Origin of the sequence: Paenibacillus residui (assembly GCF_042677205.1) — a bacterium.
In the GTDB taxonomy this organism is placed as follows: Bacteria; Bacillota; Bacilli; order Paenibacillales; family NBRC-103111; genus Paenibacillus_L; species Paenibacillus_L residui.
In genome coordinates, this window is sequence record NZ_JBHTIU010000036.1 from 38,638 (window position 1) to 63,063 (window position 24,426).

The following is a 24,426-nucleotide window of genomic DNA, read 5'->3' on the forward strand; positions in this document are numbered from 1 at the left end:
TTTTGATATACTCATTTTGTTTACCACTTTAGGGGAGCTTAGTGAACCCGTTACGGAATCAGGTCAAAACGGGCATTACGGACAGGCCCCTTGGTTGAAATTCATACGGAAGGGAAGAAGGTTACAATGGATCATCGTCGAACCCCGTTGTTCTCCGCTCTTGTTCAGCATGCGGAACGCAATCCGATCCAATTTCATATACCCGGACATAAAAAAGGCATCGGGATGGACCCCGATTTCAGACAGTTTATAGGAGACAACGCTCTCTCCATCGATCTGATTAACATCGCCCCACTGGACGACCTGCATCAGCCGATGGGCGTCATTGAGGAAGCGCAGAAACTGGCTGCCAATGCATTCCATGCTGATTATACCTTTTTTTCCGTACAGGGTACAAGCGGAGCGATCATGACCATGATTATGTCGGTCTGTTCCGAAGGGGATAAAATTATCGTTCCCCGCAATGTTCACAAATCGGTCATGTCTGCGATTATCTTCTGCGGCGCGAAACCGGTGTTCCTGTCACCGGCCCGCGATGAAAATCTGGGAATTGATCACGGAATTACGACCCGTTCGGTCAGAAGGGCTCTCGAGATCCATCCGGATGCGAAAGCCGTCTTGATCATAAACCCGACTTATTTCGGCGTATGCGCCAACCTGAAAGAGATCGTAGAGCTCGTACACAGCTACCGCATTCCCGTTCTGGTGGATGAAGCCCATGGGGCCTTGATTCATTTCCACGAGAAGCTGCCTGTATCGGCCATGGAAGCCGGAGCCGATATGGCCGCAACGAGCGTTCACAAGCTTGGCGGTTCGCTTACCCAAAGCTCCATACTGAATGTCAATGTAAAAGAAGGGCTCGTTAGTCCTAAACGCGTCCAGACCATCTTCAGTATGCTGACAACGACCTCCACCTCCTATATCCTGCTCGCCTCCCTGGATGTCTCCAGGCGGAATTTGGCCCTGAACGGCAGAGAAATTGCCGAGACGACGATCCGCCTCGCCAACGAAGCGCGGAAGCGGATCAACCAAATTCCGGACCTGTATTGCTTCGGAGAGGAAATTCTGGGGACAGAAGCTACCTATGACTTCGACCCCACGAAGCTGACGGTTCATGTCCGCCATCTGGGCATCACCGGCTATGATGCCGAGAACTGGCTGCGCGAGCACTACAACCTCGAGGTCGAGCTGAGCGACATGTACAACATTCTATGCCTGGTCACTCCCGGGGATACGGAGGAATCGATCCAGGTTCTGGTGCAGGCGCTCACTGCTCTCGCGGATCAGCATCGCAATGTGAATGAAGTCCGGGAGCTGGTTGTGCAGATTCCGGAAATCCCGCAGCTGTCCCTTTCGCCGCGCGATGCTTTCTACGGGGATACGGAAATCATCCCGTTTAAGGAATCCGCCGGACGAATTATTGCGGAGTTTATTTATGTTTATCCTCCCGGCATTCCGATTCTGCTGCCCGGCGAGGTAATCTCCCAGGAGAATATCGATTACATTATGGATCACGTTCAGGTCGGCCTGCCGGTCAAAGGTCCGGAAGACCGCAATGTCGAGTTTGTCAAGGTTATTGTTGAGACGGAAGCCATTTTCTAGAGACCCTGTTCAGGGTAGTAACCATAGGCTTGTACAACATGGATTATTGGATTGCATAAAAAAAGCTCCTAACGGAGCCTCTTCGAAGACGAATAACCCGGTATTAGAGGAAGCTTTTTATGCCAATTAGAAAGTTTGTTCCATTTTAATGCTTTAACGAACTTAAACTTTCTAATGTGGTTAACGAAGGCCGGGATATATCCCGGTCTTTCTTCTATTTTGTAAAGCCGCTTGCCTTCCGTCGAAGACCGGGAAGGCTGCCGAGCACGGAGTTATTCCGTCTGCAAGAACCTGATCCGCCAGGGAGTTATTGTCAATCGGTAAGCGGAATGCTATCATGGGGGAGAGATTACATTAGGCAGGTGTTTATATATGGCTCAAAGCGCTTTCATTAAGCTGGTTGAAGGGTCGAGCATCTCCTCTTTAACCTTGGAAGAGTTGAAGGATGCCCTGCTGAGCTACAAAGAACAACTGGCACAGACCGGCAGGCAGCTAGGTTGGGACTATGCCCGGGCAGCGTTTCCATACACGATTGAAACCCGAGCCGAGGGTGAGAACCGATGGTTCTACCTGAAAGGAATCGACAGCTTATACCGTTATATTGTCCTTGGTCTGGGCAGCGAATCCCGCGAGGATCAGAGCATTCCGTATGTGCAGGCGGTTCTTCCCGATGATTCCACCCACGGGGACAAGTGCAAAGCCAATGAGCTCTGCAAGCACCTGGGTCGCAAGTGGAAGGCGGAGCTGCACCTGTTTAATGGGAGAGTCATGTATTACAACCCCCGCAAGTGATTTCGTCCGCTCATTCGGATAACGAAATAAGGGCTGCAGCGGCATGATTGCCGGGCAGCCCTCTTTCACTGTCGAGACTATCCATTAAGCCTGTCCATCTGCTTCTTCCATGGCCAGTTCATTATATATCGTGACGACACGATTCCACTCTTCATCGTCCTCTATACTTACCAGATAGGCGTCGTCATTCTCTTCCTCAATCCGAAAGATGACCCCGTCGGAATCCGGCGCATTCCGGTCCAACAAAACTGCGTAAGCCTGATTGTCAGCCTCGAAGGTGTATACCATCACCATCTCATGCTCTACGCCATCTGTATCGGTTACTAAAAATATATCTTCATCATGTTCGTGGTTATGGTCATGTCCGCAACCACAATCCTGGTTGTTATGATCGGTCAATGACATCGCCTCATTTCGTTATAAAGTAAATTGCTTCTTTGTATCGTATCACTATTGACTGATTAAGGTCAAACATTCTTCCCTATTCGGAAACGATCGTTTTTTTGGAAACGACCGTGTACTCCCCATTGACCAGCAGAGAGAAGTTTACGGTATAATTTCCGGCTTGCGTGAAGCTAACTTTAAACGGCCAGGTGTACCAGAAGCTCTCACTGGATTCCTCAAGCGGAACCTCCACGGCATCCGTCGCCAATTCTCCGTTCGGAGCTTCAATTGTGATTTTGAAACCGCTGGGCTTCATCTTCAGCGTATCGACCTGGGTAGATACGACGAAGTTTCGGGTTTCGCCATGGGCCACCTTGCCGAAAGGCTTCTTGATCGTGTAATCCTTATCCACATCCAGCGAAACGAACATATGGATGTTCGGTTTATAGATTTTGGCCGTCTGCGTCTTGTTGTCCCATGATACGGTAGCTTGCAGGGATTCAGCCAGCAGTCTCAGCGGAAGGACTGTTCTTCCATTGATAATAAATGCGGGCACATCATCTTGAGGAACGTTAATCTGGTTGTCATTTATAAATACCCTTGCTTTACTGTAGCCTTCATAGCTTCCCCACAAGGATTCACCAAAGGCGGTTACCGTCCCGAGTGTAAAGATAAGTGTGGTCAGAATGACGATCCGTTTGGATTTGGTTTTCATGCAGCGGGAACCCTCCATCTTGCTAGTATTGCTTGTTTATACTCACATCGGGGCGCAAAAGTTGCGATGGCCGCGCGAAATATTTCCAGTCCGGCGGAACAGGAACGCCCACTTGCCTTACTAATCCGATCATTGGCTTTCTAATAATTATGTATCCTCTTCAGGCCGATCCTTGCTCACGGGTCCTTATTTGCGCTTCATGCCGATCCGGGTGAGCATAAATCGCCACTGATTTCAGCACAAGCCGTCAAAAAATCGGATAACCCTGGCGGTATACTCTTCCGGGCTTTCCCGGTATCCGCCTACGTGTTTGCCTCTAGCCGGCTTCCACATTGCAAACCTGTCCGGATATTTCTCCAGCATCGCTTCGCTTTCCGTATACGGGATTTTATCGTCATCCTCGCAATGAATGAACAAGATCGGCCGGGGATAGATCCGCTCGGTAGCCGCAAGCACATCGACCGAATCCGGGTTTAATCCGGTCAACCTCGGCAGCAGGGCGAGAATGAGTCTGGTGAAAGGAAAATCCGGCAGATCCGACCAGGTGGGAAGGTTCTTTTTTAAATACCTCGTTAAATGATTGAACGGGCTGTCCGCCACCACCCCTGCAATGGAATCGTCTTCGGCGGCGGCCATCAGCGCGGTGCTCGCCCCCATGGAGAAGCCGATCAGCCCGATCGGACCCGGATGATGCTCCTTGACCCATTCGACGGCGCCCAGCAAATCTTCCTTCTCCAATTGTCCGACCGAAGTCAGGTTTCCTTCGGATTCGCCGGAATTACGAAAATCAAACAAAAGCACCTGAAAACCGGCTTCGACAAGAGACCTGACCAGCGGTAGGGCCGGTACATCATCCTGCAGACGGTTCATAGAGTAGCCGTGAGCGAAGACGATAGTCATTTTAGGTACCGAAGTACTGGCGGGCAGAAACCATCCCTTTAATTGAACATCCTTTAGTTTGCTGAGAAAGCGGACGTCCTCATACTTCAATTGATAATTGGCAGGGGAATCGTTCAGCGGTCTTCTCTCGGGGTGTGTAAGATTCCAGCCTACATACCCGGCGATTCCCGCGCAAATAAGCACAGCCAGAACTGGCAGCGCAAGCCATATAATGAGCATCATCTTTGTCCTCCGATATAAGCTTCATATTACGCAACTGGTCCGGTCCATGGTTGCGGGATGCCGGTCAAGCCGTCGGTACAGGCAGCCAAGCCCGCCTTTCGGACCCTATTGCCCCGAGCGAGCAGCAACGATCCTTTGAATTATATCATGTTCCCGGTTCATTTTAGAGGCCTTTTTCCGAAGCTTGCTTTGGAAAAAGGCCTGTGCTTTCATTCTGACGATCGCAAGAGATTAAGTGGCTTAGAGCAGCCCTTTACGGTCAAGAATGACCAGCAGCCTGTAAAAATCGTAGGAGCCGTTCAATGGCGTATCGATCAATCCCGATTGGACTGCTTTGTCCACGCTGGCCCGAGCCCATTCCGGAATCGCGTCCATCTGGAAATAGTCTTCAAGCTGCTTGAGTCTCTGTTCAAGCTGTTTCGTTTCCATTTCCAACGCCGCAATCCGGTCCGTTAGATTTGCCATAGGGTCTGTCCCTCCTTCGCTTGGAGTTAACGCGGAATATAGCCGTTTCCAGGGAAACTGGGGTCCCGGGCAATTAGGCTTGTTAACCGGATTAATTTGAAAATGTCCGATAACATGCTCCGAATCCAAAGGAAAATCCTTACCCCATTTGTCCAAAATATACTGTTGTATATAACGGTGCAGCCAAACGGATGCTTGAAATTGCGCCTCGGTTAAAGCCCCGTCCATCCCTTCATGTTCTATGGAAACGGTATATAAATTCGGATTCACTTTCATCTGGCGCACAATCGGCGCAGTCGCCCAAGACATCTGATCGGATGATAGGCCGTTGGCCCAGGCCATCCGTTCTATGGCGACATATTGATGAATCGTCCCGGTCTTGGAGACGCCGAAATGAGCGGAAGAAACCCGGTTGCCCGGATCCGTAAACCAATAATCCATGCTGGCCATCGTGCCGGCCGAGATATGATTGACAATGACAAACGGAACATACCCTTGCCTGCTGCTGGAATTGGTATGTTCATTGCCGACCCACCGTATATCCATGGAAAGCCATCACCTCCCGTAAGCCAGCAGTACTGGTTGGCCTCCTTGCTATCAGAATATTCGAGAGAAGACTTTCCTGTCTGTGCTATTAAGTAGTTTTACCCGGGAAGGATCAGGGATTACGGGTACGCAGGAACGTTTTTTTGCCCAATCTTCCCTTATTAAACTCTGTATCCCGAATCCATTGTGAGATACAATAGAGTTCGAATCCAAAATTTACTACTGTACTGGTCTTCAACAAACGGCCGAAGGAGGAAAAGCAATATATGGAATTACAATTAAGGATGCTTGGCACAGGCGGTGCCTTCTCCACCCGTTATGCCAACAACAACGCATTAATGACGATCGGAGACTTCACTTTACTGGTGGACTGCGGGGTAACCGCCATCCGTTCGCTTCACGAGATGAAAGTCCCGCTTACGTCCATTGACGGGGTTTTCATCACTCATCAGCATGCGGACCATATAGGAGGACTGGAAGAGTTTGCTTTCCAAATGCTTTACGTCTATCGACAGAAGCCAAAGCTGTTCGTTCCCTCCACCCTTCGCAACGTGCTGTGGGAGAATTCATTGAAGGGCGGAATGATTAATCCGGAGGCCGGATTGAATTCGCTGGACGATTATTTCGAGGTTATCGAAATAGCCGAAGGATCGGCCGCAAAGCTGTCGGAAGACTTCCGGCTGGAAATATTGCCTTCCGAGCACGTTCGCTACAAGTCAAGTTATTCGCTGCTGGTCAACGACCGGTTGTACTACAGTGCGGATACCCGCTTTAACCGGGCACGGCTTGAGGAGCTGCATGATCGGGGAGTGCGCTACTTTTTACATGAATGCAAGCTTTACGGCGCACCCGGTGTCCATACTACATTGGAAGAGCTGCTCACCTTGCCGGAAGAGCTGCAGGAGAAGATCCAATTAATGCATTATAGCGATGATATGGAAAACTACATAGGCCGCACGGGGCCCATGACCTTCCTTCACCAGCATGAGCTTTACCGCTATCCCCTGGACTAAGCGCGCCTTATTACACAGAGCCTGATTGCAAAAGCAAAAGGGTGTTCTTACGCTGCTGAAGCGTAGAACACCCTTGTGCCCGTTAGAAGCCGGGCAAATTATCCAGATTGTTGCTCGGGTCGCCATCGGCATCTCCGCGAATGTACAAATCTCCATCCCGTCCTTTGAAGACGTTGGCCCCTTGGATTCGTCCCATCTGAACCTCCTGCAGAGCCTGCTCGTACGACAATACCCGGCCGGAGGACGTCATAAATTCTCTTAAATCCCCATCACCATTTTTACGAACGGCGATGAAGGCCTCTCTTTGCCCTGCTCCCCCGTTTACCTGCGATCCGGACGGGAATGAACCCCCTCCCTGAAGGGACGGCATGCCGGAGGACTGCGTCAAGCCGTTAGGAACCGCACCGGAAGGGTTAGCCCCTCCTCCATAAGTGGACATAGCCCCTTCCGGGTTTGACATGACATTGGCCGGCGATATTCCGCCCGTCTGCATGCCTGCGCCTTGTAGAAGCTGCTGTCTCAATACCTCCAGCTGCTGCTGCATCTGCGTAACCTGCCTAAGCATCGAGTCGGAATCCGGCTGCTGGCGGTTTTCCATTCCGTAAGCGGCTTGTCCTGTAGAAATCGTTGTGCCGTTCTGTTCACCCTGCTGCATGAAATCATCCCTTTCCTTATGATTCCATTAGTTTGTTCCTTCCGCCGTCCTATTATCCCGCTCAACGAACTTTGACCAAGCTACAGCCGCTTCCTCATCCGCACATGCCATATGCCCGCTTCCAGGAAAGGCTCCTTCGAAACCGTAACGTAGCCATGCTTGACATAGAAAGCTTCCGCGTGACACTGCCCGTCCAGCACGGCATATTGCGCTCCCGCTTCCCTGGCCGAATTCTCCAGAGCATTAAGCAGCCGGCTTCCCAAGCCTGTTCCCCGGTACCGGGATAATATCGCCAGCCTCTGAAGCTTTGCAGTATCTGCTTCTTCCCCATAGAAGATCCATCTCCCCGTACCGGCGGGATTGCTGCCGTCCAAGGCGAGCCAGTGCGAGCAAGCCCCGGGGGATCGGTCATATTCATCTATCTCCAAGTCCTCCGGAACCTTCTGCTCTATAACGAACACTTCTTTCCGCACGGAGAGACACTGATCCAGCTCCTCCTGCGTTTGTACCTCCACTATTTTCACGATGTTCCCTCCATTCCTAATTTTTTCTAATGGAAACCTTTGCGCGCCCTACCTTCTTGAACGGGATTTTGATAAAATGAACTCAGGGAGAGAGAGAAAAGGATAAAGGAGCTCGGCCTATGAACATAGCTTTCTTTTTACTGCCCAAGCATGAAGTCATTCATTTAACATTGCATACTACTCTGCGTCAAACCATTGAGAAGATGGAGTACCACCGCTACACCGCCGTCCCGATTCTGAAGGATGACGGAACATATGTCGGAAGTGTCACGGAAGGCGATCTGCTTTGGTTTTTCAAAAATAACAGGGAAGTCAACTTTGACAATGCACACAGGCATACCCTAGCCGAAGTCCCGTTAAAGATGCAGAACAAATCCGTCCGGATTGACTCCAATATGCAGGACCTGATCCGCTTGGTCAAAGTTCAGAACTTCGTTCCGGTTGTGGATGATACGGATAAATTTATTGGAATTGTACGCAGAAGCGATATTATTGAATTTTGCTCCGAACAGATTTTTAAGGAAGTCAACTCCCGATGAGCTTACTCCGGCCGGAGGAGGTTCGCCCCGAGTCCATTTGTAGCCGTTAGCGATACCGGCCCTGTATTGCGGCAAAATAAAACAACCCAAATTCCCCGTTGGATACGCCTCGTCCAGCGGGGAATTTATCATTTATAGCGATGACCGTCCGTACTACGCCGAAGCCTCTTTAGGCCGCCGGCTTCGCCAAATCTGCCGCAAACAACGCAGCCCCATAACTCCCGCCTGAGCGGTCCCAATCATTAAGAAGGGGAGCATTCCGTATAAATATCGGTCCACCGGAATAAACAACGCATGCACGCCGTAAAAAATAAGCAGACTTACCGCCAAGTAAGCGAACGAGCGGTGAAACCGGCTAAAGGCAAGCAGAGCCGGCCACCCAATATAAACGATACCATAATGGAGCTTTCTAAGCAGCCAAAAATAAGCCTCCGGAACAAATTTTTGATAAGGCCCCACCCACATCGTTTTGTAAAATACTTTGAATTTGCCGACGGTGAACCAACGGATCCAGAGCCAGGGATCTTCCTTCAAGCCTTGCCGGATGCGCTCCAGTCCTTCCTGGAACTGACGGCTCTCGTCGACCTTCGTCCAATCGATGGTACCTCTGAAATACGGATCCGTGCCACCCAGAAACGGATTTCCCGCTTCCCCCTTTGCAATGGGGATAAATTCGTGGAAGGTGATGGCGTTGCGTATCCACCAGGGAAGCATGACGAGTGCGAAAGCCCCGGCTCCCCTCAGGATTTGCGGCAAAAATAACTGACGGTGATTGATCCAGAGAAACACGTAGGGCACAACGGCAAGCGGCAAAACATTGGGCCGAATCAGCACACAGGCCCCCAGCAGCAGCCCCATAATCAGATGGTCGCGCGGGCGGTTCTCCTGAATGATCTTGACCTGCATGAACAGAAAAGCGGTGAATACGGTCAGAAAAGGAACCTCCGTCAGGATCAGCGACGTAGACCATATGTAGGACGGGTAGACCGCGGCGAACGCAGCGGCTATTAACCCGGTCAGCGGATGGAACAAGCGGGTTCCGAGCTTATAGATAAAAAATATGGCCACAACGGAAATAAAGCAGTTGAGAGTACGAATGATCATCAGTGTCGGCTCCAACGGGTCATAGCCGAACAGGCCGTACAGCACATAGAGCATAGCCGGCCATCCGGGGGTTACCAATGTATTCGGAGCCGTATCCCGATAGGCGTAAATCCCTCTTTCCAGCCATTGGACTGCCAATTTCGTATATTCCAGCTGGTCCCATTCCAGAGGCTCGTACGTTTCGTTCCAGACGTAGAACAGTCTAAGAGCGAGCGCGAGCAGCATGATGAGTGCCAGCGTCCAAGTGTAGATTCGCTGCAAGTTCAAGTTCACCCCATTCTACCGACCGCTATGATTTGGAGAGCAGGAACGCCCCCCCTATGATCAAAAATATCCCCAGCCATTGATAGAGGGACATCGATTCCTTCAGGAAAATAACCCCTCCCAAGGCGCCCAATACATAAGCCATCGATTGAAGCGGGTAAATTCGGCTCAGGTCATAGCGGCTTAAAGCATAGAACCAGATCAAAGTGGCCCCCGCAAATAAGAGACAACCGAGAATCATGGCCGGCTGAAGCATAATCGTGACCAGGCCGTCCCAAGATTTAACCGGATACCGGTTAAGGGTGATTTTCCACAGCAATTGCCCTGTAACCAGCATCAGAACATTAACCAATACGATGAGAAGAGCGGTCATACGAAGCCTCCTCCCCTTCCTTCTGTGCTTTCAACAGGGCCACCTCCTGAATCATTCTCGTCATTTGACGCTGAAGCTTGGAGATCACGATGGTCAAATGCATGATTAGCAGCAACGAGAAAATAAGCCCGATAAAAAATAGAAGGGAGGGCGCATAATAAATATGCAAAAGCCGCGAAGCCGCGTTAAGCCATTCGGGGAAGAAGCTGGATACCAGCATAATGAGAGCGAGGATAAGCCAGAGCAGAGAGTATCTCTCGGCTATTTTTTGCCGTCGAATCAACTCCAGCGTAATGAACAGAAATAACAGACTGAACAGGACCGATAACAGAAAAATGTTCATGGAATTCAGCTCACATTTCTTATACGTGTCATCAGCACAGCAAGAGATACCTTCAGCATGTAATACAGTGATTTGAGAGGGGTAATCGAAGATTTGCCCGAGGTGCGTTCATTCATTAATACGGACGCTTCCCGCACCCGGAAACCTTTCCTTTCGAGAAGCACAACGGCCTCCACTTCGGGATAATCGTCCGGATAATATTCGGCAAACAGCTCAATGACCCGTCTGTTGACGGCCCGGAAGCCGGATGTGGGGTCTGTGATCGTTTTGCCGGTTACTCCGCGAATGAGCCATGCGAAAAAACGAATCCCTGTCCGGCGGGACCAGGAGGAGCGATAAGCCGTTTTCTGGAGAAATCGGGAACCGACGCAGCAGTCCGCCTCCCCCGATTCGATGACTTTCACAATTTTATCGACATCCGCCGGATTATGCTGGCCGTCGGCATCAATCTGGACCGCCACCTCATATCCATGACGATAAGCGAACAGGTACCCGGTCTGAACCGCCCCGCCGATGCCTACGTTGACCGGAAGATCAATGACGTGAGCCAATCCGGTAGAACGGGCCAGTGCCCCGGTTTGGTCTTTGGACCCGTCGTTAACAACGACAATATCTGCGGCCGGATGATTTTGTTTAACGGAGGCAAGCACCTGGACAATGCTTTTTTCTTCGTTATAGGCAGGGATAATAATAAGTGTTTTCATGATAGCACCCCTAATAAAATCCCCCACAAAGTGACGTGTGATCTTCGAAGCTTATTCCTGGTACTTTGCGGGGAGCCCTGTAAATACCCCACAAAGTGACGTGGGACCTTCGAAGCGTATTCCGTCCGCACTCCAACGGAGTCGGCGTCTAGACCTTCTTCTAAACGCGGTCGCTCTTCTTGCTTTGCTTCGATAAAGGTTTATACAGTACATTGCGGGGAGCCCTGTAAATACCCCACAAAGTGACGTGGGACCTTCGAAGCGTATTCCTGGTACTTTGCGGGGAGCCCCGGAAATTAAAATTCTGTTATGCTTATTTTTGCCAAAGGACCCACCTTGAAAACATTATGCCCCTATTTCCGATCCGCTAAACAAAGGAAACCGGTCCAGCCGGATGCCGATAGCTTCTTACGCTCTATATCCATAAAGCGAAATCGTTACAGCCAAGCTGCATTCTAGCGGACGCTTTCCTCGATGCAGCCTGAGGCCAGTCCGGTTTCTAGCAAATACCGGATAATCTGGTCCTTCTCTCCCGGCGTAAATTGAAACTCGCTATCGCAGCCCTCATCCAGTACTATGATCTGAACAATCATGCGGTCGGAATTACAGATGACCAGCCCGCTCGGATCGGACAGACCTTCGGGCAATACCGTGCCTTCTTCCCATTCCAGCTTTAAGTAAATATCTATCCATGGAGGCCGCTCCTCCACGGTAGGAGTAAAACCGGTGAAGCGAATTTCCTGCCAGACGGATGCTCCATATGGAATCATAGTTATTTTCTCTCCCTTTATAGTTTTCCTTATCTTAAGGTAACCTTGCTCTCGAAATCAATAATGAGCTAAGCCGATGGGGACAACACGGCAATAGAAAAGAGGCCTATCGCGAAGGATACGCCTCTCATCCGTTTAAACCGGGATATCATGAGTTCATAAGCTGTTTTGCATATTCGGACAGATCAATTGATTTACCGTTATTTAACCGGGATTCCTCTGCGGCGAACGCCATCAGGTGGCTGCGTACGGATGCGGAAGCCGAAGTAAGGCTTTCTCCCCCGCTGCCGTAGCTTCTCACCTCCTGCAGGAAGCTGCGGACGATGCCGGAATCTCCTCCGCCATGTCCGGTTATCTGCGGAGGGATCGTAATCTGTGTTTCCTCATGGGTAACAAAGTCGGAAACCGTAATCTTATCCTGAAAACCGCGCAGTTCTCCCTTCGTCCCCATTATTTGAATAATCCGTTCCTGATGACGGGTAAATCCGCACATGCTGAACATCGCGGTAGCCCCATTCGCAAATTCCATGTTAACTACCTGGTGATCGACCACGTTATTGTCGCTTTTATAGACGCAGCGGCCATAGGGAGTTTCCTTCAAGCCCCGAACGATATTCTCGCGGGTCAGCTCCTCGGTGAAATGGCGGGCCCAAGCCTTGCCTTCTCCTAAATAGAAACGCGGAGCCGAATACGGGCATGTCGATTCCACCGCACATCCGTTAATACAATAATCCGTTGATCCTTCGGGAGCGTTGCCGGAGTGAAAATGCATCAAGGAGCCGAATGAGCTCACCCGGACGCACGGCTGATCCATCAGCCAGGACAGAACGTCCATATCATGGCAGGATTTGGCCAGAATCATGGGGCTGGACTTCTCCGAATGATTCCAGTTGCCCCTGACGAAGCTGTGGGCAATATGCCAGTAACCTACATTCTCGTTAAGCTGTATTGAAACCACCTGGCCGATTCTTCCTTCCTGCAGAAGGCGTTTAATCGTCGACCAGAAAGGAGTGTATCGTAAAACGTGACAAATGGTCAGAAGCCGGTCGTTGTCGGCGGCCGCCCTCTCCATTTCAAGGCATTCGCGCGGATCGGGAGACATCGGCTTTTCGAGCAGCACATGGTATTTCGCCGCCAACGCCTTAAGCGTAGGATGATAGTGCATCCGGTCCTGGGTACATATGAATGCGGTGTCCGCAAGCTTCGGCTGCTTAAGCAAATCTTCCCAGGTTTCATAGCAGCGGTCCTCCGGAATTCCGTGTTCTTCCGCAAACTTGGCCCTTCTGACCGGATTCGCCTCCGCTACCGCTACGAATTTGAGCTCATGAGGAAAATCGAGAGCATAGGGAGCATATCCCTGAGCACCTCTCGCGCCGGCTCCAATCAATACTGCAGTGATCAGTTTCATAATCAGTTCTCTCCCTGTAATCAGTCTACTTGGGGAACGATTAAAGCGCTTTCGTTCCGGTTCACATTTGCTATAACCATTACAACATTAACTATAGCATAGTTTCATTCATTTGTTGTTTGTTGTCCGTCGGATAAATCAATTCTCAATTTCCGCGAACGGAGTAATTTCCGTCTCGGCCAAGGGATATGCATTATGCTTTGCCGCGGCAAAAGCGCTGTGTTAAAGTCAAATTAGAGTCCGTTATTTTAGATGGAGGTGCTTCTTGTGATGGAATCTAAACCGCTCACCGTGGGCAACGTATTTCTAAAGGAATCGATCCAGGCTTTCAAGAGTATGAAAACCAACGGAGATAAAGCAATCGCCCAGCTTACCGACGATGAATTGCATTGGCTGCCCGACCCTGAATCCAACAATGTATGCATCATCGTCAAGCATATGTATGGAAATATGCTTTCCCGGTTTACCGATTTTCTGACTGCAGACGGCGAGAAGCCGGACCGGAACCGGGACGAGGAATTCATCGCCCGCCAGGAAGACAAGGAACAGCTCACAAGCATGTGGGAGCAAGGCTGGGCAGCGGTCTTCCGTGCCCTGGAAGAGCTGACGGAAGATGATTTGCTCAAGACCGTTTATATCCGCAATGAACCGCATACGGTCATCCAGGCAATCCAGCGTCAAGTTTCCCATTACGGCTATCATATCGGACAAATCGTTTTTCTCGCTAAAATGATCAAATCCTCCGAATGGCAAACGTTGTCGATTCCAAAAGGAGGCTCGCGGCAATTCAACGAGCAGATGATGAAGCGGGAGTAGTTTCCTTGCTACCGCTTCTGGGCCCTTCCAGCACCTCTTCTGCCGGTAAGCGGGGCTTCTGGTATCTCGGAACAACTTAAAGCCCGCCTCTTACCTTAAAACGACTATACCAACCAGATCAAGGAGAATGAATGATGAATGCTAAACCAGTTAAACAGTCCCGTACAGTCCTGTCCAGTTATGTGCTTCCGCCGGATACCAACAACCATCATACCTTGTTCGGCGGCAAGCTGATGGCTTACATTGACGACGTAGCAGCCCGGGCCGCCATGCGCCACTCCAGACGTCCGGTCGTCACCGCTTCAACAGATTCGATTGATTTTCTTCAGCCAATCCGGGTAGACAACGAAGTATCGCTGGAAGCCTTCGTAACCTGGGCCGGACGGACATCGATGGAGGTCTTTGTCAAAGTGCTTACGGAGGACCTACACACCGGGGAAAGAATGGTCTGTGCCACTTCATTTTTAACGTATGTCGCTCTGGGAGACGATGGCCGGCCGACGGAGGTTCCCAAGGCCATCCCGGAGACCCCGCAGGAGAAGCTGCTGCATGACTCCGCTCCCGCCCGCGCGGAAGCGCGCAGCAAGCGCCGGATCGAAAGCAAGCAGCTGGCCGAAACATTCGGCATTTCATTTCCTTGGGAGTAGCTTTTTCTTCCTTTCCAGTGGACTATTTTCATTAGGACAACATATTCTTGTAGTAAATGTCTGCTGGGAAAGGGGTTCTGACCATGAGACCGCTAGGGAATCTCCCGGCTATGCGGAATGCTTCTGATGGAGGCTTCCGGAGACCGTTATGCGCTGGGGGTGATCCGGATGCTTCTTAATCCGTTCGATTCATCCCTGGACACGATTTCCTTTTTCCTGGAAGCCAACCGGGGGAAACTGCTTGCACTCTCCGTCATTCTCACCTTTTTCTTCTATTTATGGTATTCATCCAACAAGAACCGTAACGTTCGCAAGATGAGAGCTACTTTTGAACGTACCGGTTTGTTTGTCAAAATCGATCGAGGCAAGCGAACCGTCAAGCTGTTTCCTGCCCTGATCCGCTTCAGCGAGAAAATCGATGATGAGTACTATGTCTTTGAATACGAATTGAGGCCGGGAATGGCCCTGCACCAGTTCGAAGACAAGAAGAAATTTTTCGAGGCAGCTTTCAATGCCAAGGCGATCGTTAACGGCAAAGGAGGCTGGCTGGAAATTAAAATCCACAAAACACCTTATACCGGCATTTCCTCGAGCCAGCGCACTATATAACTCCTCTTCTCTTCAGAATGGTCAATAATCGGTAAAAATCGTAGCTGCCATTCAAGGGCGTATCGATTAATCGGGACTGAACGGCTCTCTCCACGGCCTCCTTAGCCCATTCGGGAATTTCCGTCATGGCCAGCGCTTGCCGTAACGTTTGCAGCCGGGCTTGGAGCGCTTGCTTCCGTTGCTCCAATTGTTGAAGCCGCTCCTGCCATTCCTTCCGCAGCTGTACGGCCTCTTCGTCATAGCGGCCCAAACCGTAAGAGGCCATCAGCATCTTCAGCTTTACGGCATAATTCGGATCGGTCGCATATCCCGACATATACAGCATATCCGCCTGCTCCTCGGGATTTTCGGCTTCCCTGACGCGCCGATATCTGTCCTTCTCGAAGAGGAGATCCTGATCCCTATATCCGTCCTCTATGCTGTCATAAGCCCGAAAATCGGCAGGAACGCGATCCTGTCTGGTCCCGTCGTAGACCTCCCAGGTAAGCTTCCTTACCGATTTTCCCTGCCAATAAGGGGTTATGGCCCCTCCCCCCACCTTGTATCCGACCAAATTATTCCACGGATTTATCGTGCCTCCGGTTTCCAATATCGATTGGGCAATCCGGACGGACGGAAAAATCGGCGAGCCCTCGGCCCGCAATTGCACGGCTATAGGAGCGATTCGCTTAATAAATTGTTCTCTCGTCACCCTCTCATCCCCCCTTGATTCGCAAATAACTTTCCTATTACTTGCTTATTCAACTTCCCAGGGGGCCGTTCCGTATAGATCACGGAGGACGTTAGCCGCTTTTCCAGAGCATTTCTTGCAGTATAAGTATCATTCCCGGGCCGCCGCCGTTAAATCAGGCCGAAATCCCGACCGGCCTTCTGCAGCCGGTCAAGGGCAAACTGCAGATCCTCCATCGTATGCAAGGCGGTTACGATAAAACGCACCCGTCCTTTATCCATCGGGACCGTCGGATAAACGATCCCTTGAGCGAAAATTCCTTCCTGCAGCATTCGATCCGAAAACTGCATCGTTCGTTTCGGGTCGCCGATGATCACCGGAATGATCGGTGTCTCGCTGCTTCCGGTGTCGAAGCCCATTTGCTTCAGACTCATTCGGAAATAAGTCGCGTTCGCCCATAGTCGTTCGATCAAATCTTCGCTCCGCTGCAGGATACGGATCGCGGCGAGGCAGGCTGCCGCAACCGAAGGCGGCTGGGATGTGCTGAACAGGAACGGCCTGGCCTTGTGAATCAGGTAATCCTTAAGCACCTGCTCCCCGGCCATGTAGCCTCCGACGGCACCAACCGCTTTGGACAGCGTTCCGACTTGAATGTGCACTCGGCCGTGCAGCGAAAAATGATCCGTGGAGCCTTTGCCGTTCCTGCCTAATACCCCGCTGGCATGAGCATCGTCTACATATACGATCGCCCCATACTTCTCCGCCAGCCCAACAATGCCGGGAAGCGGAGCAATATCCCCATCCATGCTGAATACCCCGTCGGTCACGACGACCTTACGGCGGTAGGACCCTGACGTCTGCAAAATAGCTTCCAGTTGATTCAAATCCTTATGTGCATAAATACTCCGCTTTGCCTTGGTCAACCGGATGCCGTCGATGATGCTGGCATGATTTAATTCATCACTGATGACCAGATCCTGATCGCTCAGAATCGAGCCCAATATTCCCAGGTTGGCGGTGAAGCCCGATTGGAACACCAGGGTCGCGGGTGTCCCCTTGAACTTGGCCAATTCCTCCTCCAGTTGATCATGAATATCGAGAGTACCTGTAATCGTCCGGACCGAACCGCTGCCTGCTCCATAGCGTTCCAGCGCCTGTCTGGCCGCCTCCTTCATCTCGGGATGGCCGGTCAGCCCCAAATAATTGTTGGACGACATCTGCAGGATTTTCCGGCCGTTCAGCGTCATCCACGTTCCCGGCGCACTATCCCAAACCGTCAGCGGCCTGTATCTTCCTTCCTCCTTAATCTTCGTCAGCTCTTGCTCGAAGCTGGAATACATCCTCTTCCCCTCCCAGGATTTCGTATTCATATAATTCCATTAGCAAAAACAGCCGGCTCTTACCCCTCATGGAGAAATACAACCTTCCCGCATTGTCCGGAACGGACCAGCTCGAACGCTTCCTCGTATTGCTCCAGCTTGAACGTATGCGTCACCAACGGCTGAAGATCGATTCTTCCGCTGTCCAGCAGACCCTTCATCTGGTACCAGGTATCATACATTCGTCTTCCGGTGATACCTTCCACCCGCAGCCCTTTAAAAATGATGCTTTGGGCTAAATTGATAGGCACCTCCTTGGTCGGAATTCCGAGAAGCGAGACCCGGCCGGCATTGGCGACGGCGGACAGAGCCTCCCGAATCGCTCCCGGATGGCCTGACATCTCCAGAAGCACCTCCACTCCTTCCCCATCCGTCAAACTGCGTATCGGATCGGCAAAATCGGGGTTTTCCAGACTGTTAAGCACGATATCCGCTCCCATTTGCTTGGCCAGCTTTAATCTGTATCCGTTTACATCTACCGCAAAGATGGTTCCGGCTCCGCATGCCTTGGCTACGGCTATCGCCATTAATCCGATGGGGCCTGCTCCGACTATGGCCACACTTTTTCCAACGATGCTCCCGGCCAGTACGGTATGAACCGCATTGCCCAACGGATCCTGCAGACATGCTGTCTTAAGAGGCAGGTCCGGGTGATTATGAATGACATGGCTGGCGGGAACGACCGTATATTCGGCAAAGCACCCGGGAACGGTAATCCCGAAGCTTCTTGTTCGCGTACATACGTGCGCGTTTCCCGTCCGGCAAGCCCGGCATACTCCACAAACGAAATGGCCTTCCGAGGTCACATAGTCACCGGGCTTAACGTTCGTTACCTCGCTTCCGACTTGTTCAACCACCCCCGCATATTCATGACCGAACACGTTAGGAACCGCCACGGTATTCCTCGCCCATTCATCCCAGTTGTAAATATGGAGATCGGTCCCGCATATCGAACTGGCCTGCACCCTGATTAGCACTTCATCGCGTCCGCAGACGGGTACCGGAACTTTGGCAAGAGAAGCTCCCGGGCCTGGTCTATCCTTCACTAAAGCCTCCATCTGTTTCACAGAACATCCCTCCTCCCTCTTTGGAAAATGGAATAATAAGGACATTGACCTTGTTTGTTATATTATACAAATATATGTTATATTGAACAACTCTTTTTTTACTTTTATTTTTAGATTATGCACAGAGAGGTATTAATCCCTTGGCGATTTGCCTTCGAGAGTGGAAAACTTAACGGCTTGCTTGCTTTTTTTCTATTTTTTTGCGAATGGATTGTGTATAATGGGGGCGATTCGTATATTCGGGCTGAGGAGGATTTGCGAAGCGGAGCTTCCGCCGGAAGCCTGAAATTGAAGCAATAGCTATAGAAAGATGCGGCATAGGAGAGGCTGAACAGCTTATGGAACAAATTCATATTAAAGTTGGAAGAAATTTGCATCGAATTCGTAAAGCCCGGGGCTTGAGCCTGGACAAGGTGGCGGAAGTCACCGGCGTCAGTAAAGCTATGCTGGCACAAATAGAACGGGGCGATACTAATCCGACGATTTCCATTCTCTGGAAAATCGCGACCGGGCTCAAAATTTCATTCACTACCCTGGTGGAAGAAGAATCGCCCGAAATTTCAGTCGTCCGCACGGAAGCTCTCGAACCTTTTCTTTCTGAAGAGGGAGCTTATCGGACTTACCCGTTATTCCCATTCAATTCCGCCAAACAATTTGAAGTATATTCCGTGGAAATTGACCCCGGGTGTGTACATCCATCGGAGCCCCACAATGAAGGGGTGGAGGAATGGATTCTCGTGTTCGAAGGGAACTTGGAAGTCGAAATCGAAAATGAATCCTTCCAAGTCTGCGCCCACAGCGCGATTCATTTTCCCGCCGATCGGCCGCACGTCTACCGGAACCTGGCTCCAACCGTCACACGGTTCCATGTTATTATTCATTACCCGAACTGAACCGGGAGCACGTCTTGAGACTATCTGTGTTTAACGGCCAGAAAGCCTGATTTATACGTATTCTACGGTTATTCACCCCTATTTTATATAAATAATTATGGATAAGAGAGAAAACCATGAAACAAACTTTTACCTTGCGTCAGAAGCTAAGTACTTTATTGATCGTTCTGCTCCCGATTCTTGTCACCCAACTCGCCAGCTATGCGATGAATTTTTTTGATACGGTGATGTCCGGCAATGTCAGTCCTGAGGATTTGGCCGGCGTTGCCATCGGATCGAGTCTATGGGTGCCGGTTTCCACCGGACTTACCGGCATTTTGCTGGCCGTGACACCGACAGTCGCCCAGCTGATTGGAGCCGAACAGAAAAAACTGGTTCCACTATCCGTTATGCAGGCATTATACTTGTCGGTGGCCATCTCCGGAGTGCTTATCCTGATCGGAATGTTTGCTCTGGATGCGATTCTTGGCCTGATGCAGCTGGAGGCCGCAGTTCATGATGTGGCGAAAAATTATCTGATCGCGCTCGCCTTCGGAGTGTTTCCGCTGTTTATGTATACCGTATTGCGCTGCTTCATCGACGCCTTGGGCCACACTCGCGTAACTATGTTCATTACGCTGTTGTCCCTGCCCATCAATGTCTTCTTGAACTATGTTCTCATTTTTGGAAAATACGGCTTTCCCGCGATGGGAGGCGTCGGTGCCGGAATAGCTACCGCCATTACCTACTGGTGCATTTGTCTTATTGCTGCTATAGTCGTTTACCGGAATGAGCCCTTCACCCATTTTCAAGTGCTCAAAAAATTTCCGTCGGTTTCATTGGCGGAATGGTTCGTATTGTTAAAGATCGGAGTTCCTATCGGGCTCGCCATTATGCTGGAAACCGGAATTTTTGCCGCGGTCACTCTGCTGATGAGCAACTTTAATACGATTACGATTGCCGCGCATCAGGCTGCGATTAATTTCGCGTCTTTTTTGTACATGGTGCCTTTGAGCATTTCCATGGGGCTGACCATCCTGGTAGGCTTCGAAGTCGGTGCAAGAAGGATAGCCGACGCCCGGCAGTACAGCTACATCGGAATCGCCATGGCTGTCTTCATGTCCGTTCTCTGTGCGATTGCCTTATTCATCTTCAATAAACAGGCAGCCGGCCTTTATTCGAACGATTCGGCCGTCATTGAGCTGACCAAGCAATTCCTGTACTTTGCCATCTTCTTTCAGCTTTCCGACGCCATCGCGGCGCCGATTCAGGGAGCTCTTCGCGGATATAAGGACGTTAACGTTACCTTCATAGTCGCATTGATCTCTTTCTGGGGCATCGGGCTGCCGACGGGCTACTTGCTGGCCAATTATACCTCGCTTGGGGCGTTCGGCTACTGGATCGGATTAATTTCAGGACTGGCTATGGGTGCGGTTTGTCTTCTCTTAAGGCTTCTGTACGTCCAGAGAAAAACAAGTCGGACTGCGGTTCTTAATCACGTATAAGTTCTTCTTCCTATTTTTATTCAATCATTATCCTCACAATAAAAGGCGTCACGGATCCAGGCTTACCTGAATCCGTGACGCTTTTGAATTTATAAGAAAAGGCATAACAAGTTCACACGCATTTTATTTCCTTCATCCGCTGACCTAATGATTACCAATATTTACAAAAACATAGACAAAATCGGCTAACAAAGCAATTTGGCGATAAGAAATGGCCCCTATATTTAAGCCGTTGCCTGGCTAAGGCATAATAATTCAAAATAAAGGGCATTATAACCATCGTTACCACCAAAACACAAGGAGCTGTTTGTTACCGTGGGTATATTAAGCGGAAATCCTAAAGACGAACCCCTTCATTACGGCGAAGTTTATGATGTCTGGTCGTTTTCAATGAAGGCCAAAGGCTGCAGTTCAGTCTATCGAGCTTACTCTTTCCACGCAGGAGACAAAGACTTAAAAGCGATTTTGAATGATTTAATCGGTCAGGCAGAGTTGGAAGCCAAAGAATGTGACGCCATTCTAACGAACAACGATATTGTGCCTTCCCCGGCACTGCCTGAAAGGCCCGAGGCCAAGCTTGCTGATATTCCTATGGGCGCAAGAATTAGCGACCAGGAAATCGCAGCTCTTGTCGCAGCAGACAACGTAGCAAGTATGGTTGCTTGCAGCCAAATTATGGGCAAGTCCATCAGAGAAGATATTGGAGCATTATTTGCTAAATATCACGCGACCAAAACAGCTTTAGGTCTCAGAATTCTTGAGATGAATAAGGCAAAAGGCTGGTTGGTCCCGCCACCGCTGCAAATAAAAAGACCTGAGCCCGTTAATGCTTAAAACACGAAAGGAGAAAAAACTGACCATGAAAAAATTAACTGCAATTACGCTGATCGCTGTTTTGATTCTAAGCTTCTCTTCGTATGCCTTCGCGGCAGATATGATTCCGACGAATGCGCGTATTATAAATACGGCAACCAACGGAAACTCGAATAACAATAACAACGGAACTATGAATGCCAATAACAACGGAACCATGAATAACTGGAACGGAAATAATAATACGAGGGCCTTCGCTGATAACAATAACAGAAATAATTGGGGATGGCTGGGCCTTCTCGGTTTGATCGGTCTTGCGGGTTTAAGAAACAGAACAAGAGAAGTTGAGAAATAAGGGACGGTAGCAAAAAAACAAACACCCCTCCTGACCATACCAGGTGGGGGTGTTTATTTATCAAAATAAGCAAAAACCCCTTGATTATCAAGGGGTTTTCATTATGACCTGAACAGGGATCGAACCTGTGACCTCTACCCTGTCAAGATAGCGCTCTCCCAGCTGAGCTATCAGGTCATATGATTTCAGCGACAATTAATATAATACCAAGTAAGAATAGAACTGTCAACTGATTTTTTTATTTTCTTCTGAATGGTTTCTCCGGCGTAGAACAACATGATTGAAACCAGCACAGGTAATGAGCGTATTACTATAAGTGAAGATAGCGCTTAGGACACAGATGTTCAACAAGTGAAAGAGAGCATACATGCCGTACAGCATCTACATATTCATAACCAAGGATAAACGGCTATCGTCGTCCTTTGGACGCGTGCGTATACTGATGAAATATAAGAACAGGGAGATGGTGAATCTTATACTTTCTGGCTTATATTTTAATAAAACCATAACTCTATTTAACGAATTCGGGAGGATAGAATGAGAAATCTTATCAATTTACTTGTCACCTTAGCCGTATTTTGGGTCGGAAGCGAGTATTTCTCCGAATATGTCGCCATCTCCGACTTGCAGACTTTGATCATTGCTTCTTTATTTATGTTTGTTATAGGCTACTTATTTAATTTCTTGCTGATCGTATCCTTCGCTGCGATACCTCTGGGTGTCGGATGCGTGACGACCCCGTTATTGCTTCTGGCTTCGGTAGTGCTGACCCCGATCAAGCTGTGGCTGCTGGATACTTATTTAACCGGATTTGAAATTAACGGTTTCTGGACTTATGTGATTCTAACCATCGTGTTAAGCTTGTTTTCGGTAGGAAAGCAATCCCAGAGATAACTATCTCTGGGGCTTCATAGTCCTGTATTGGCGCGCGCTCGGATCAGACGATCCGAAATTCGTTACAGGCTTTGTCATAACGGGCTCCATTAATGATGACGGCATCGGAGGCAACCCATTGAATCGCCCCTCCATCATCCATGCAATAACCTTTCTGCCAGACGGAAACCGTCCGGCCGGCTTTCATCGCCCTCTCGAAATCATCCTCATTCCGCAGTTTATACCCGCTTATCATGCTATCGCCTCCCAGGGTTAGATTACCCGCCTGCGAGTACGATTATATCCGGCTCTAGGATTACGGCAGCATATCCATAAAGGTCTGTCCGGCAGAGGATAACGGAACCTCCTTCAGCACGGCTATCCCGATCTTCCGCGGAGGAATCGGCTTCTTCAGACGAATCTCCAGCAGCTCCCCTCTTCTCAGCTCCTCCTCAACGAAATTCCGAATCACACAAGCTATTCCCAATCCGATTCGGGCAAACTGGGTTAGCAAATCGATGCTTCCAAGCTCGATCTCGGGATAAATCTCCTTCCCGTTCTCTTCTGCATACCGATCGATATAACGACGGATGCTGCTTCCCTGCTCAAGCATTATAATGGGATGAGATAGCAGCGTGTCCAAAGAGACGGGACCGCTCTCCGCCAGCTCCCGATAGGAGCTCCCGGCTACGAAACAATCCTGCAGCTCCAGGCTCTCCCGAATCGTTACCTGCTTATCTTCCAGAGGAAGGTTGACAACGGCCAGATCGACCTTCCCCCGCTTCAGCAGCTCTATCGATTCCCTGGACGTGCGGTTGGTCACTTTGATTTTAATATCGGGATGATTTTGATGGAAAGCTTCGACATAAGGCAGCAGATAATATTTGCACAGCGTATCGCTGGCCCCGATTTTTATTTCCCCGCTCAACAGATTATGCATAGCGGCGATCTGCTTTTCTCCTGTCATTATGAAATGATATGCCTGCTCAATATACTTGAACAGCACCTCCCCTTCCGCCGTTAATTTAACGCCTTTGGGAGTACGAAAGAATAATCTTCCCCCCAGACGGGTTTCTAATTGCTTGATCGAATAGCTGACCGCCGGCTGAGTGATGAAAAGCTCTTCCGCCGCCTTGGATAAGCTGCCGGTAATAGCGGTAAAATAAAAAGCGCGGTACCACTCCATATTTTCAACCAAGACATAAACCCCCTTTATATTATATATAAATAATATTAATATTTTTTATAATGATTATACAAAAATTATATTGGAGCTTCCGGCAAAAATCAATAAAAAAGCTCCTAATGAACTACTCGAAGACGAATAACCCGGTATTAGAGGAAGCTTTTTATACCAATTAGAAACTGGTTATATTAATGCTCTAATGAACTTCAAACTTTTTACAAAAAGACACAGCCGCAGCTGTGCCTGGTCAAGTCCTGACTCTTGTGTAAAATTCACTACAATGTTTTCTACACTGGATTATTAGCCTAGCT

At 49.7% G+C, this 24,426-nt stretch carries 29 protein-coding genes and 1 tRNA gene; 12 read left to right on the top strand and 18 right to left on the bottom strand.

From position 1 onward, the window contains the following. Positions 1 to 126 precede the first annotated feature (126 nt). Together ACFQ03_RS11670 and ACFQ03_RS11675 are read left to right on the top strand one after the other, a co-directional pair. Complete coding sequence (locus ACFQ03_RS11670) at positions 127 to 1,602, top strand: aminotransferase class I/II-fold pyridoxal phosphate-dependent enzyme (RefSeq protein ID WP_144939578.1); 1,476 nt, start codon at positions 127 to 129, stop codon at positions 1,600 to 1,602. 372 nt (positions 1,603 to 1,974) lie between these two features. Continuing rightward, positions 1,975 to 2,394 (top strand): DUF1885 family protein, encoded by a 420-nt coding sequence (locus ACFQ03_RS11675; protein WP_144939580.1) that lies wholly within the window; start codon positions 1,975 to 1,977, stop codon positions 2,392 to 2,394. Between the two features lie 84 nt (positions 2,395 to 2,478). Here ACFQ03_RS11675 and ACFQ03_RS11680 read toward each other — a convergent pair whose 3' ends face one another. The 4 genes from ACFQ03_RS11680 to ACFQ03_RS11695 form a co-directional block, all read right to left on the bottom strand. Then, positions 2,479 to 2,793 (bottom strand): DUF1292 domain-containing protein, encoded by a 315-nt coding sequence (locus ACFQ03_RS11680; protein WP_144939582.1) that lies wholly within the window; start codon positions 2,791 to 2,793, stop codon positions 2,479 to 2,481. 82 nt (positions 2,794 to 2,875) lie between these two features. Next, complete coding sequence (locus ACFQ03_RS11685) at positions 2,876 to 3,493, bottom strand: copper amine oxidase N-terminal domain-containing protein (RefSeq protein WP_186328427.1); 618 nt, start codon at positions 3,491 to 3,493, stop codon at positions 2,876 to 2,878. Between the two features lie 234 nt (positions 3,494 to 3,727). Continuing rightward, complete coding sequence (locus tag ACFQ03_RS11690; protein ID WP_186328428.1) at positions 3,728 to 4,615, bottom strand: alpha/beta hydrolase; 888 nt, start codon at positions 4,613 to 4,615, stop codon at positions 3,728 to 3,730. A 240-nt stretch (positions 4,616 to 4,855) separates the two neighbouring features. After that, positions 4,856 to 5,626 (bottom strand): N-acetylmuramoyl-L-alanine amidase, encoded by a 771-nt coding sequence (locus ACFQ03_RS11695; protein WP_225312710.1) that lies wholly within the window; start codon positions 5,624 to 5,626, stop codon positions 4,856 to 4,858. 266 nt (positions 5,627 to 5,892) lie between these two features. Between ACFQ03_RS11695 and ACFQ03_RS11700 the strand changes: the two genes are divergently transcribed. After that, positions 5,893 to 6,639: an MBL fold metallo-hydrolase gene (locus tag ACFQ03_RS11700; protein WP_150959999.1), complete on the top strand. Its 747-nt coding sequence runs from the start codon at positions 5,893 to 5,895 to the stop codon at positions 6,637 to 6,639. 82 nt (positions 6,640 to 6,721) lie between these two features. Here the strand turns inward: ACFQ03_RS11700 and ACFQ03_RS11705 are convergent, their stop codons facing one another. Further along, on the bottom strand, positions 6,722 to 7,009 hold the full coding sequence (locus ACFQ03_RS11705) for a DUF3892 domain-containing protein (RefSeq protein ID WP_144939636.1): 288 nt from the start codon (positions 7,007 to 7,009) through the stop codon (positions 6,722 to 6,724). A 365-nt stretch (positions 7,010 to 7,374) separates the two neighbouring features. Then, positions 7,375 to 7,818, bottom strand: coding sequence for a GNAT family N-acetyltransferase (locus ACFQ03_RS11710; protein WP_150960000.1), 444 nt, complete (start codon positions 7,816 to 7,818; stop codon positions 7,375 to 7,377). A 119-nt stretch (positions 7,819 to 7,937) separates the two neighbouring features. On the opposite strand from ACFQ03_RS11710, the gene ACFQ03_RS11715 reads away from it, so the two are divergent. Then, positions 7,938 to 8,357 (top strand): CBS domain-containing protein, encoded by a 420-nt coding sequence (locus ACFQ03_RS11715; protein ID WP_144939594.1) that lies wholly within the window; start codon positions 7,938 to 7,940, stop codon positions 8,355 to 8,357. Between the two features lie 153 nt (positions 8,358 to 8,510). Here the strand turns inward: ACFQ03_RS11715 and ACFQ03_RS11720 are convergent, their stop codons facing one another. The 6 genes from ACFQ03_RS11720 to ACFQ03_RS11745 form a co-directional block, all read right to left on the bottom strand. Next, positions 8,511 to 9,722, bottom strand: a complete 1,212-nt coding sequence (locus tag ACFQ03_RS11720) for an ArnT family glycosyltransferase (protein ID WP_225312711.1) — start codon at positions 9,720 to 9,722, stop codon at positions 8,511 to 8,513. A 28-nt stretch (positions 9,723 to 9,750) separates the two neighbouring features. Continuing rightward, a complete protein-coding gene (locus ACFQ03_RS11725; RefSeq protein WP_144939596.1) occupies positions 9,751 to 10,098 on the bottom strand; it encodes an EamA family transporter in 348 nt (115 codons plus the stop codon). Continuing rightward, positions 10,070 to 10,441 carry a DUF2304 domain-containing protein gene (locus tag ACFQ03_RS11730; RefSeq protein ID WP_144939598.1) on the bottom strand — a complete coding sequence of 124 codons (372 nt, stop codon included), beginning with the start codon at positions 10,439 to 10,441 and terminating at the stop codon, positions 10,070 to 10,072. Before ACFQ03_RS11730 ends, ACFQ03_RS11725 begins: the two co-directional genes overlap by 29 nt. A 5-nt stretch (positions 10,442 to 10,446) precedes the next feature. Further along, a complete protein-coding gene (locus tag ACFQ03_RS11735) occupies positions 10,447 to 11,145 on the bottom strand; it encodes a glycosyltransferase family 2 protein (RefSeq protein ID WP_150960001.1) in 699 nt (232 codons plus the stop codon). 455 nt (positions 11,146 to 11,600) lie between these two features. Then, positions 11,601 to 11,915: a hypothetical protein gene (locus ACFQ03_RS11740; RefSeq protein WP_144939602.1), complete on the bottom strand. Its 315-nt coding sequence runs from the start codon at positions 11,913 to 11,915 to the stop codon at positions 11,601 to 11,603. Positions 11,916 to 12,063: 148 nt separating this feature from the next. Next, a complete protein-coding gene (locus tag ACFQ03_RS11745) occupies positions 12,064 to 13,323 on the bottom strand; it encodes a Gfo/Idh/MocA family protein (protein WP_144939604.1) in 1,260 nt (419 codons plus the stop codon). Between the two features lie 270 nt (positions 13,324 to 13,593). Between ACFQ03_RS11745 and ACFQ03_RS11750 the strand changes: the two genes are divergently transcribed. The 3 genes from ACFQ03_RS11750 to ACFQ03_RS11760 all read left to right on the top strand — a co-directional run bounded on the left by ACFQ03_RS11750 (position 13,594) and on the right by ACFQ03_RS11760 (position 15,395). Next, positions 13,594 to 14,139, top strand: a complete 546-nt coding sequence (locus ACFQ03_RS11750; RefSeq protein WP_144939638.1) for a DUF1572 family protein — start codon at positions 13,594 to 13,596, stop codon at positions 14,137 to 14,139. A 131-nt stretch (positions 14,140 to 14,270) separates the two neighbouring features. Further along, positions 14,271 to 14,786, top strand: a complete 516-nt coding sequence (locus ACFQ03_RS11755; protein ID WP_144939606.1) for an acyl-CoA thioesterase — start codon at positions 14,271 to 14,273, stop codon at positions 14,784 to 14,786. Positions 14,787 to 14,912: 126 nt separating this feature from the next. Beyond that, a complete protein-coding gene (locus ACFQ03_RS11760; RefSeq protein WP_144939608.1) occupies positions 14,913 to 15,395 on the top strand; it encodes a hypothetical protein in 483 nt (160 codons plus the stop codon). On the opposite strand, the gene ACFQ03_RS11765 is transcribed toward ACFQ03_RS11760, so the two are convergent. From ACFQ03_RS11765 to tdh, 3 genes are all read right to left on the bottom strand, one after another. Then, a complete protein-coding gene (locus ACFQ03_RS11765) occupies positions 15,388 to 16,086 on the bottom strand; it encodes a glycoside hydrolase family 73 protein (protein WP_144939610.1) in 699 nt (232 codons plus the stop codon). The genes ACFQ03_RS11760 and ACFQ03_RS11765 overlap by 8 nt on opposite strands. 149 nt (positions 16,087 to 16,235) lie before the next feature. Continuing rightward, positions 16,236 to 17,405: a glycine C-acetyltransferase gene (locus tag ACFQ03_RS11770; RefSeq protein ID WP_144939612.1), complete on the bottom strand. Its 1,170-nt coding sequence runs from the start codon at positions 17,403 to 17,405 to the stop codon at positions 16,236 to 16,238. Positions 17,406 to 17,464: 59 nt separating this feature from the next. Beyond that, the gene (gene tdh, locus ACFQ03_RS11775; protein ID WP_144939640.1) at positions 17,465 to 18,502 is read right to left on the bottom strand and encodes an L-threonine 3-dehydrogenase; all 1,038 of its coding nucleotides are present in this window, start codon (positions 18,500 to 18,502) and stop codon (positions 17,465 to 17,467) included. Between the two features lie 347 nt (positions 18,503 to 18,849). On the opposite strand from tdh, the gene ACFQ03_RS11780 reads away from it, so the two are divergent. The 4 genes from ACFQ03_RS11780 to ACFQ03_RS11795 all read left to right on the top strand — a co-directional run bounded on the left by ACFQ03_RS11780 (position 18,850) and on the right by ACFQ03_RS11795 (position 22,056). Then, a complete protein-coding gene (locus ACFQ03_RS11780; protein WP_144939613.1) occupies positions 18,850 to 19,404 on the top strand; it encodes a helix-turn-helix domain-containing protein in 555 nt (184 codons plus the stop codon). Between the two features lie 116 nt (positions 19,405 to 19,520). Further along, the gene (locus ACFQ03_RS11785) at positions 19,521 to 20,888 is read left to right on the top strand and encodes an MATE family efflux transporter (RefSeq protein WP_379288282.1); all 1,368 of its coding nucleotides are present in this window, start codon (positions 19,521 to 19,523) and stop codon (positions 20,886 to 20,888) included. 315 nt (positions 20,889 to 21,203) lie between these two features. Then, the gene (locus ACFQ03_RS11790; RefSeq protein WP_379288284.1) at positions 21,204 to 21,722 is read left to right on the top strand and encodes a DUF3231 family protein; all 519 of its coding nucleotides are present in this window, start codon (positions 21,204 to 21,206) and stop codon (positions 21,720 to 21,722) included. Between the two features lie 25 nt (positions 21,723 to 21,747). Beyond that, positions 21,748 to 22,056: a WGxxGxxG family protein gene (locus ACFQ03_RS11795; protein ID WP_379288286.1), complete on the top strand. Its 309-nt coding sequence runs from the start codon at positions 21,748 to 21,750 to the stop codon at positions 22,054 to 22,056. 104 nt (positions 22,057 to 22,160) lie between these two features. Here ACFQ03_RS11795 and ACFQ03_RS11800 read toward each other — a convergent pair. Continuing rightward, a tRNA-Val gene (locus ACFQ03_RS11800) sits at positions 22,161 to 22,233 on the bottom strand. A 360-nt stretch (positions 22,234 to 22,593) separates the two neighbouring features. Between ACFQ03_RS11800 and ACFQ03_RS11805 the strand changes: the two genes are divergently transcribed. Next, positions 22,594 to 22,950 carry a phage holin family protein gene (locus tag ACFQ03_RS11805; RefSeq protein ID WP_144939630.1) on the top strand — a complete coding sequence of 119 codons (357 nt, stop codon included), beginning with the start codon at positions 22,594 to 22,596 and terminating at the stop codon, positions 22,948 to 22,950. Between the two features lie 43 nt (positions 22,951 to 22,993). Here the strand turns inward: ACFQ03_RS11805 and ACFQ03_RS11810 are convergent, their stop codons facing one another. Together ACFQ03_RS11810 and ACFQ03_RS11815 are read right to left on the bottom strand one after the other, a co-directional pair. Then, positions 22,994 to 23,185 (bottom strand): hypothetical protein, encoded by a 192-nt coding sequence (locus tag ACFQ03_RS11810; RefSeq protein WP_144939632.1) that lies wholly within the window; start codon positions 23,183 to 23,185, stop codon positions 22,994 to 22,996. 60 nt (positions 23,186 to 23,245) lie between these two features. Then, the gene (locus ACFQ03_RS11815) at positions 23,246 to 24,127 is read right to left on the bottom strand and encodes a LysR family transcriptional regulator (protein WP_150960005.1); all 882 of its coding nucleotides are present in this window, start codon (positions 24,125 to 24,127) and stop codon (positions 23,246 to 23,248) included. Positions 24,128 to 24,426 lie beyond the last annotated feature (299 nt).

Excerpts from the sequence above, each read along its gene's own strand:
- ACFQ03_RS11670 (WP_144939578.1), top strand. The coding sequence starts at position 127 with ATGGATCATCGTCGAACCCCGTTGTTCTCCGCTCTTGTTCAGCATGCG.
- ACFQ03_RS11675 (WP_144939580.1), top strand. The coding sequence starts at position 1,975 with ATGGCTCAAAGCGCTTTCATTAAGCTGGTTGAAGGGTCGAGCATCTCC.
- ACFQ03_RS11685 (WP_186328427.1), bottom strand. The coding sequence starts at position 3,493 with ATGAAAACCAAATCCAAACGGATCGTCATTCTGACCACACTTATCTTT.
- ACFQ03_RS11690 (WP_186328428.1), bottom strand. The coding sequence starts at position 4,615 with ATGATGCTCATTATATGGCTTGCGCTGCCAGTTCTGGCTGTGCTTATT.
- ACFQ03_RS11695 (WP_225312710.1), bottom strand. The coding sequence starts at position 5,626 with ATGGATATACGGTGGGTCGGCAATGAACATACCAATTCCAGCAGCAGG.
- ACFQ03_RS11700 (WP_150959999.1), top strand. The coding sequence starts at position 5,893 with ATGGAATTACAATTAAGGATGCTTGGCACAGGCGGTGCCTTCTCCACC.
- ACFQ03_RS11705 (WP_144939636.1), bottom strand. The coding sequence starts at position 7,009 with ATGCCGTCCCTTCAGGGAGGGGGTTCATTCCCGTCCGGATCGCAGGTA.
- ACFQ03_RS11715 (WP_144939594.1), top strand. The coding sequence starts at position 7,938 with ATGAACATAGCTTTCTTTTTACTGCCCAAGCATGAAGTCATTCATTTA.
- ACFQ03_RS11725 (WP_144939596.1), bottom strand. The coding sequence starts at position 10,098 with ATGACCGCTCTTCTCATCGTATTGGTTAATGTTCTGATGCTGGTTACA.
- ACFQ03_RS11730 (WP_144939598.1), bottom strand. The coding sequence starts at position 10,441 with ATGAACATTTTTCTGTTATCGGTCCTGTTCAGTCTGTTATTTCTGTTC.
- ACFQ03_RS11735 (WP_150960001.1), bottom strand. The coding sequence starts at position 11,145 with ATGAAAACACTTATTATTATCCCTGCCTATAACGAAGAAAAAAGCATT.
- ACFQ03_RS11740 (WP_144939602.1), bottom strand. The coding sequence starts at position 11,915 with ATGATTCCATATGGAGCATCCGTCTGGCAGGAAATTCGCTTCACCGGT.
- ACFQ03_RS11745 (WP_144939604.1), bottom strand. The coding sequence starts at position 13,323 with ATGAAACTGATCACTGCAGTATTGATTGGAGCCGGCGCGAGAGGTGCT.
- ACFQ03_RS11750 (WP_144939638.1), top strand. The coding sequence starts at position 13,594 with ATGGAATCTAAACCGCTCACCGTGGGCAACGTATTTCTAAAGGAATCG.
- ACFQ03_RS11755 (WP_144939606.1), top strand. The coding sequence starts at position 14,271 with ATGATGAATGCTAAACCAGTTAAACAGTCCCGTACAGTCCTGTCCAGT.
- ACFQ03_RS11760 (WP_144939608.1), top strand. The coding sequence starts at position 14,913 with ATGGAGGCTTCCGGAGACCGTTATGCGCTGGGGGTGATCCGGATGCTT.
- ACFQ03_RS11770 (WP_144939612.1), bottom strand. The coding sequence starts at position 17,405 with ATGTATTCCAGCTTCGAGCAAGAGCTGACGAAGATTAAGGAGGAAGGA.
- tdh (WP_144939640.1), bottom strand. The coding sequence starts at position 18,502 with ATGGAGGCTTTAGTGAAGGATAGACCAGGCCCGGGAGCTTCTCTTGCC.
- ACFQ03_RS11780 (WP_144939613.1), top strand. The coding sequence starts at position 18,850 with ATGGAACAAATTCATATTAAAGTTGGAAGAAATTTGCATCGAATTCGT.
- ACFQ03_RS11785 (WP_379288282.1), top strand. The coding sequence starts at position 19,521 with ATGAAACAAACTTTTACCTTGCGTCAGAAGCTAAGTACTTTATTGATC.
- ACFQ03_RS11795 (WP_379288286.1), top strand. The coding sequence starts at position 21,748 with ATGAAAAAATTAACTGCAATTACGCTGATCGCTGTTTTGATTCTAAGC.
- ACFQ03_RS11805 (WP_144939630.1), top strand. The coding sequence starts at position 22,594 with ATGAGAAATCTTATCAATTTACTTGTCACCTTAGCCGTATTTTGGGTC.
- ACFQ03_RS11810 (WP_144939632.1), bottom strand. The coding sequence starts at position 23,185 with ATGATAAGCGGGTATAAACTGCGGAATGAGGATGATTTCGAGAGGGCG.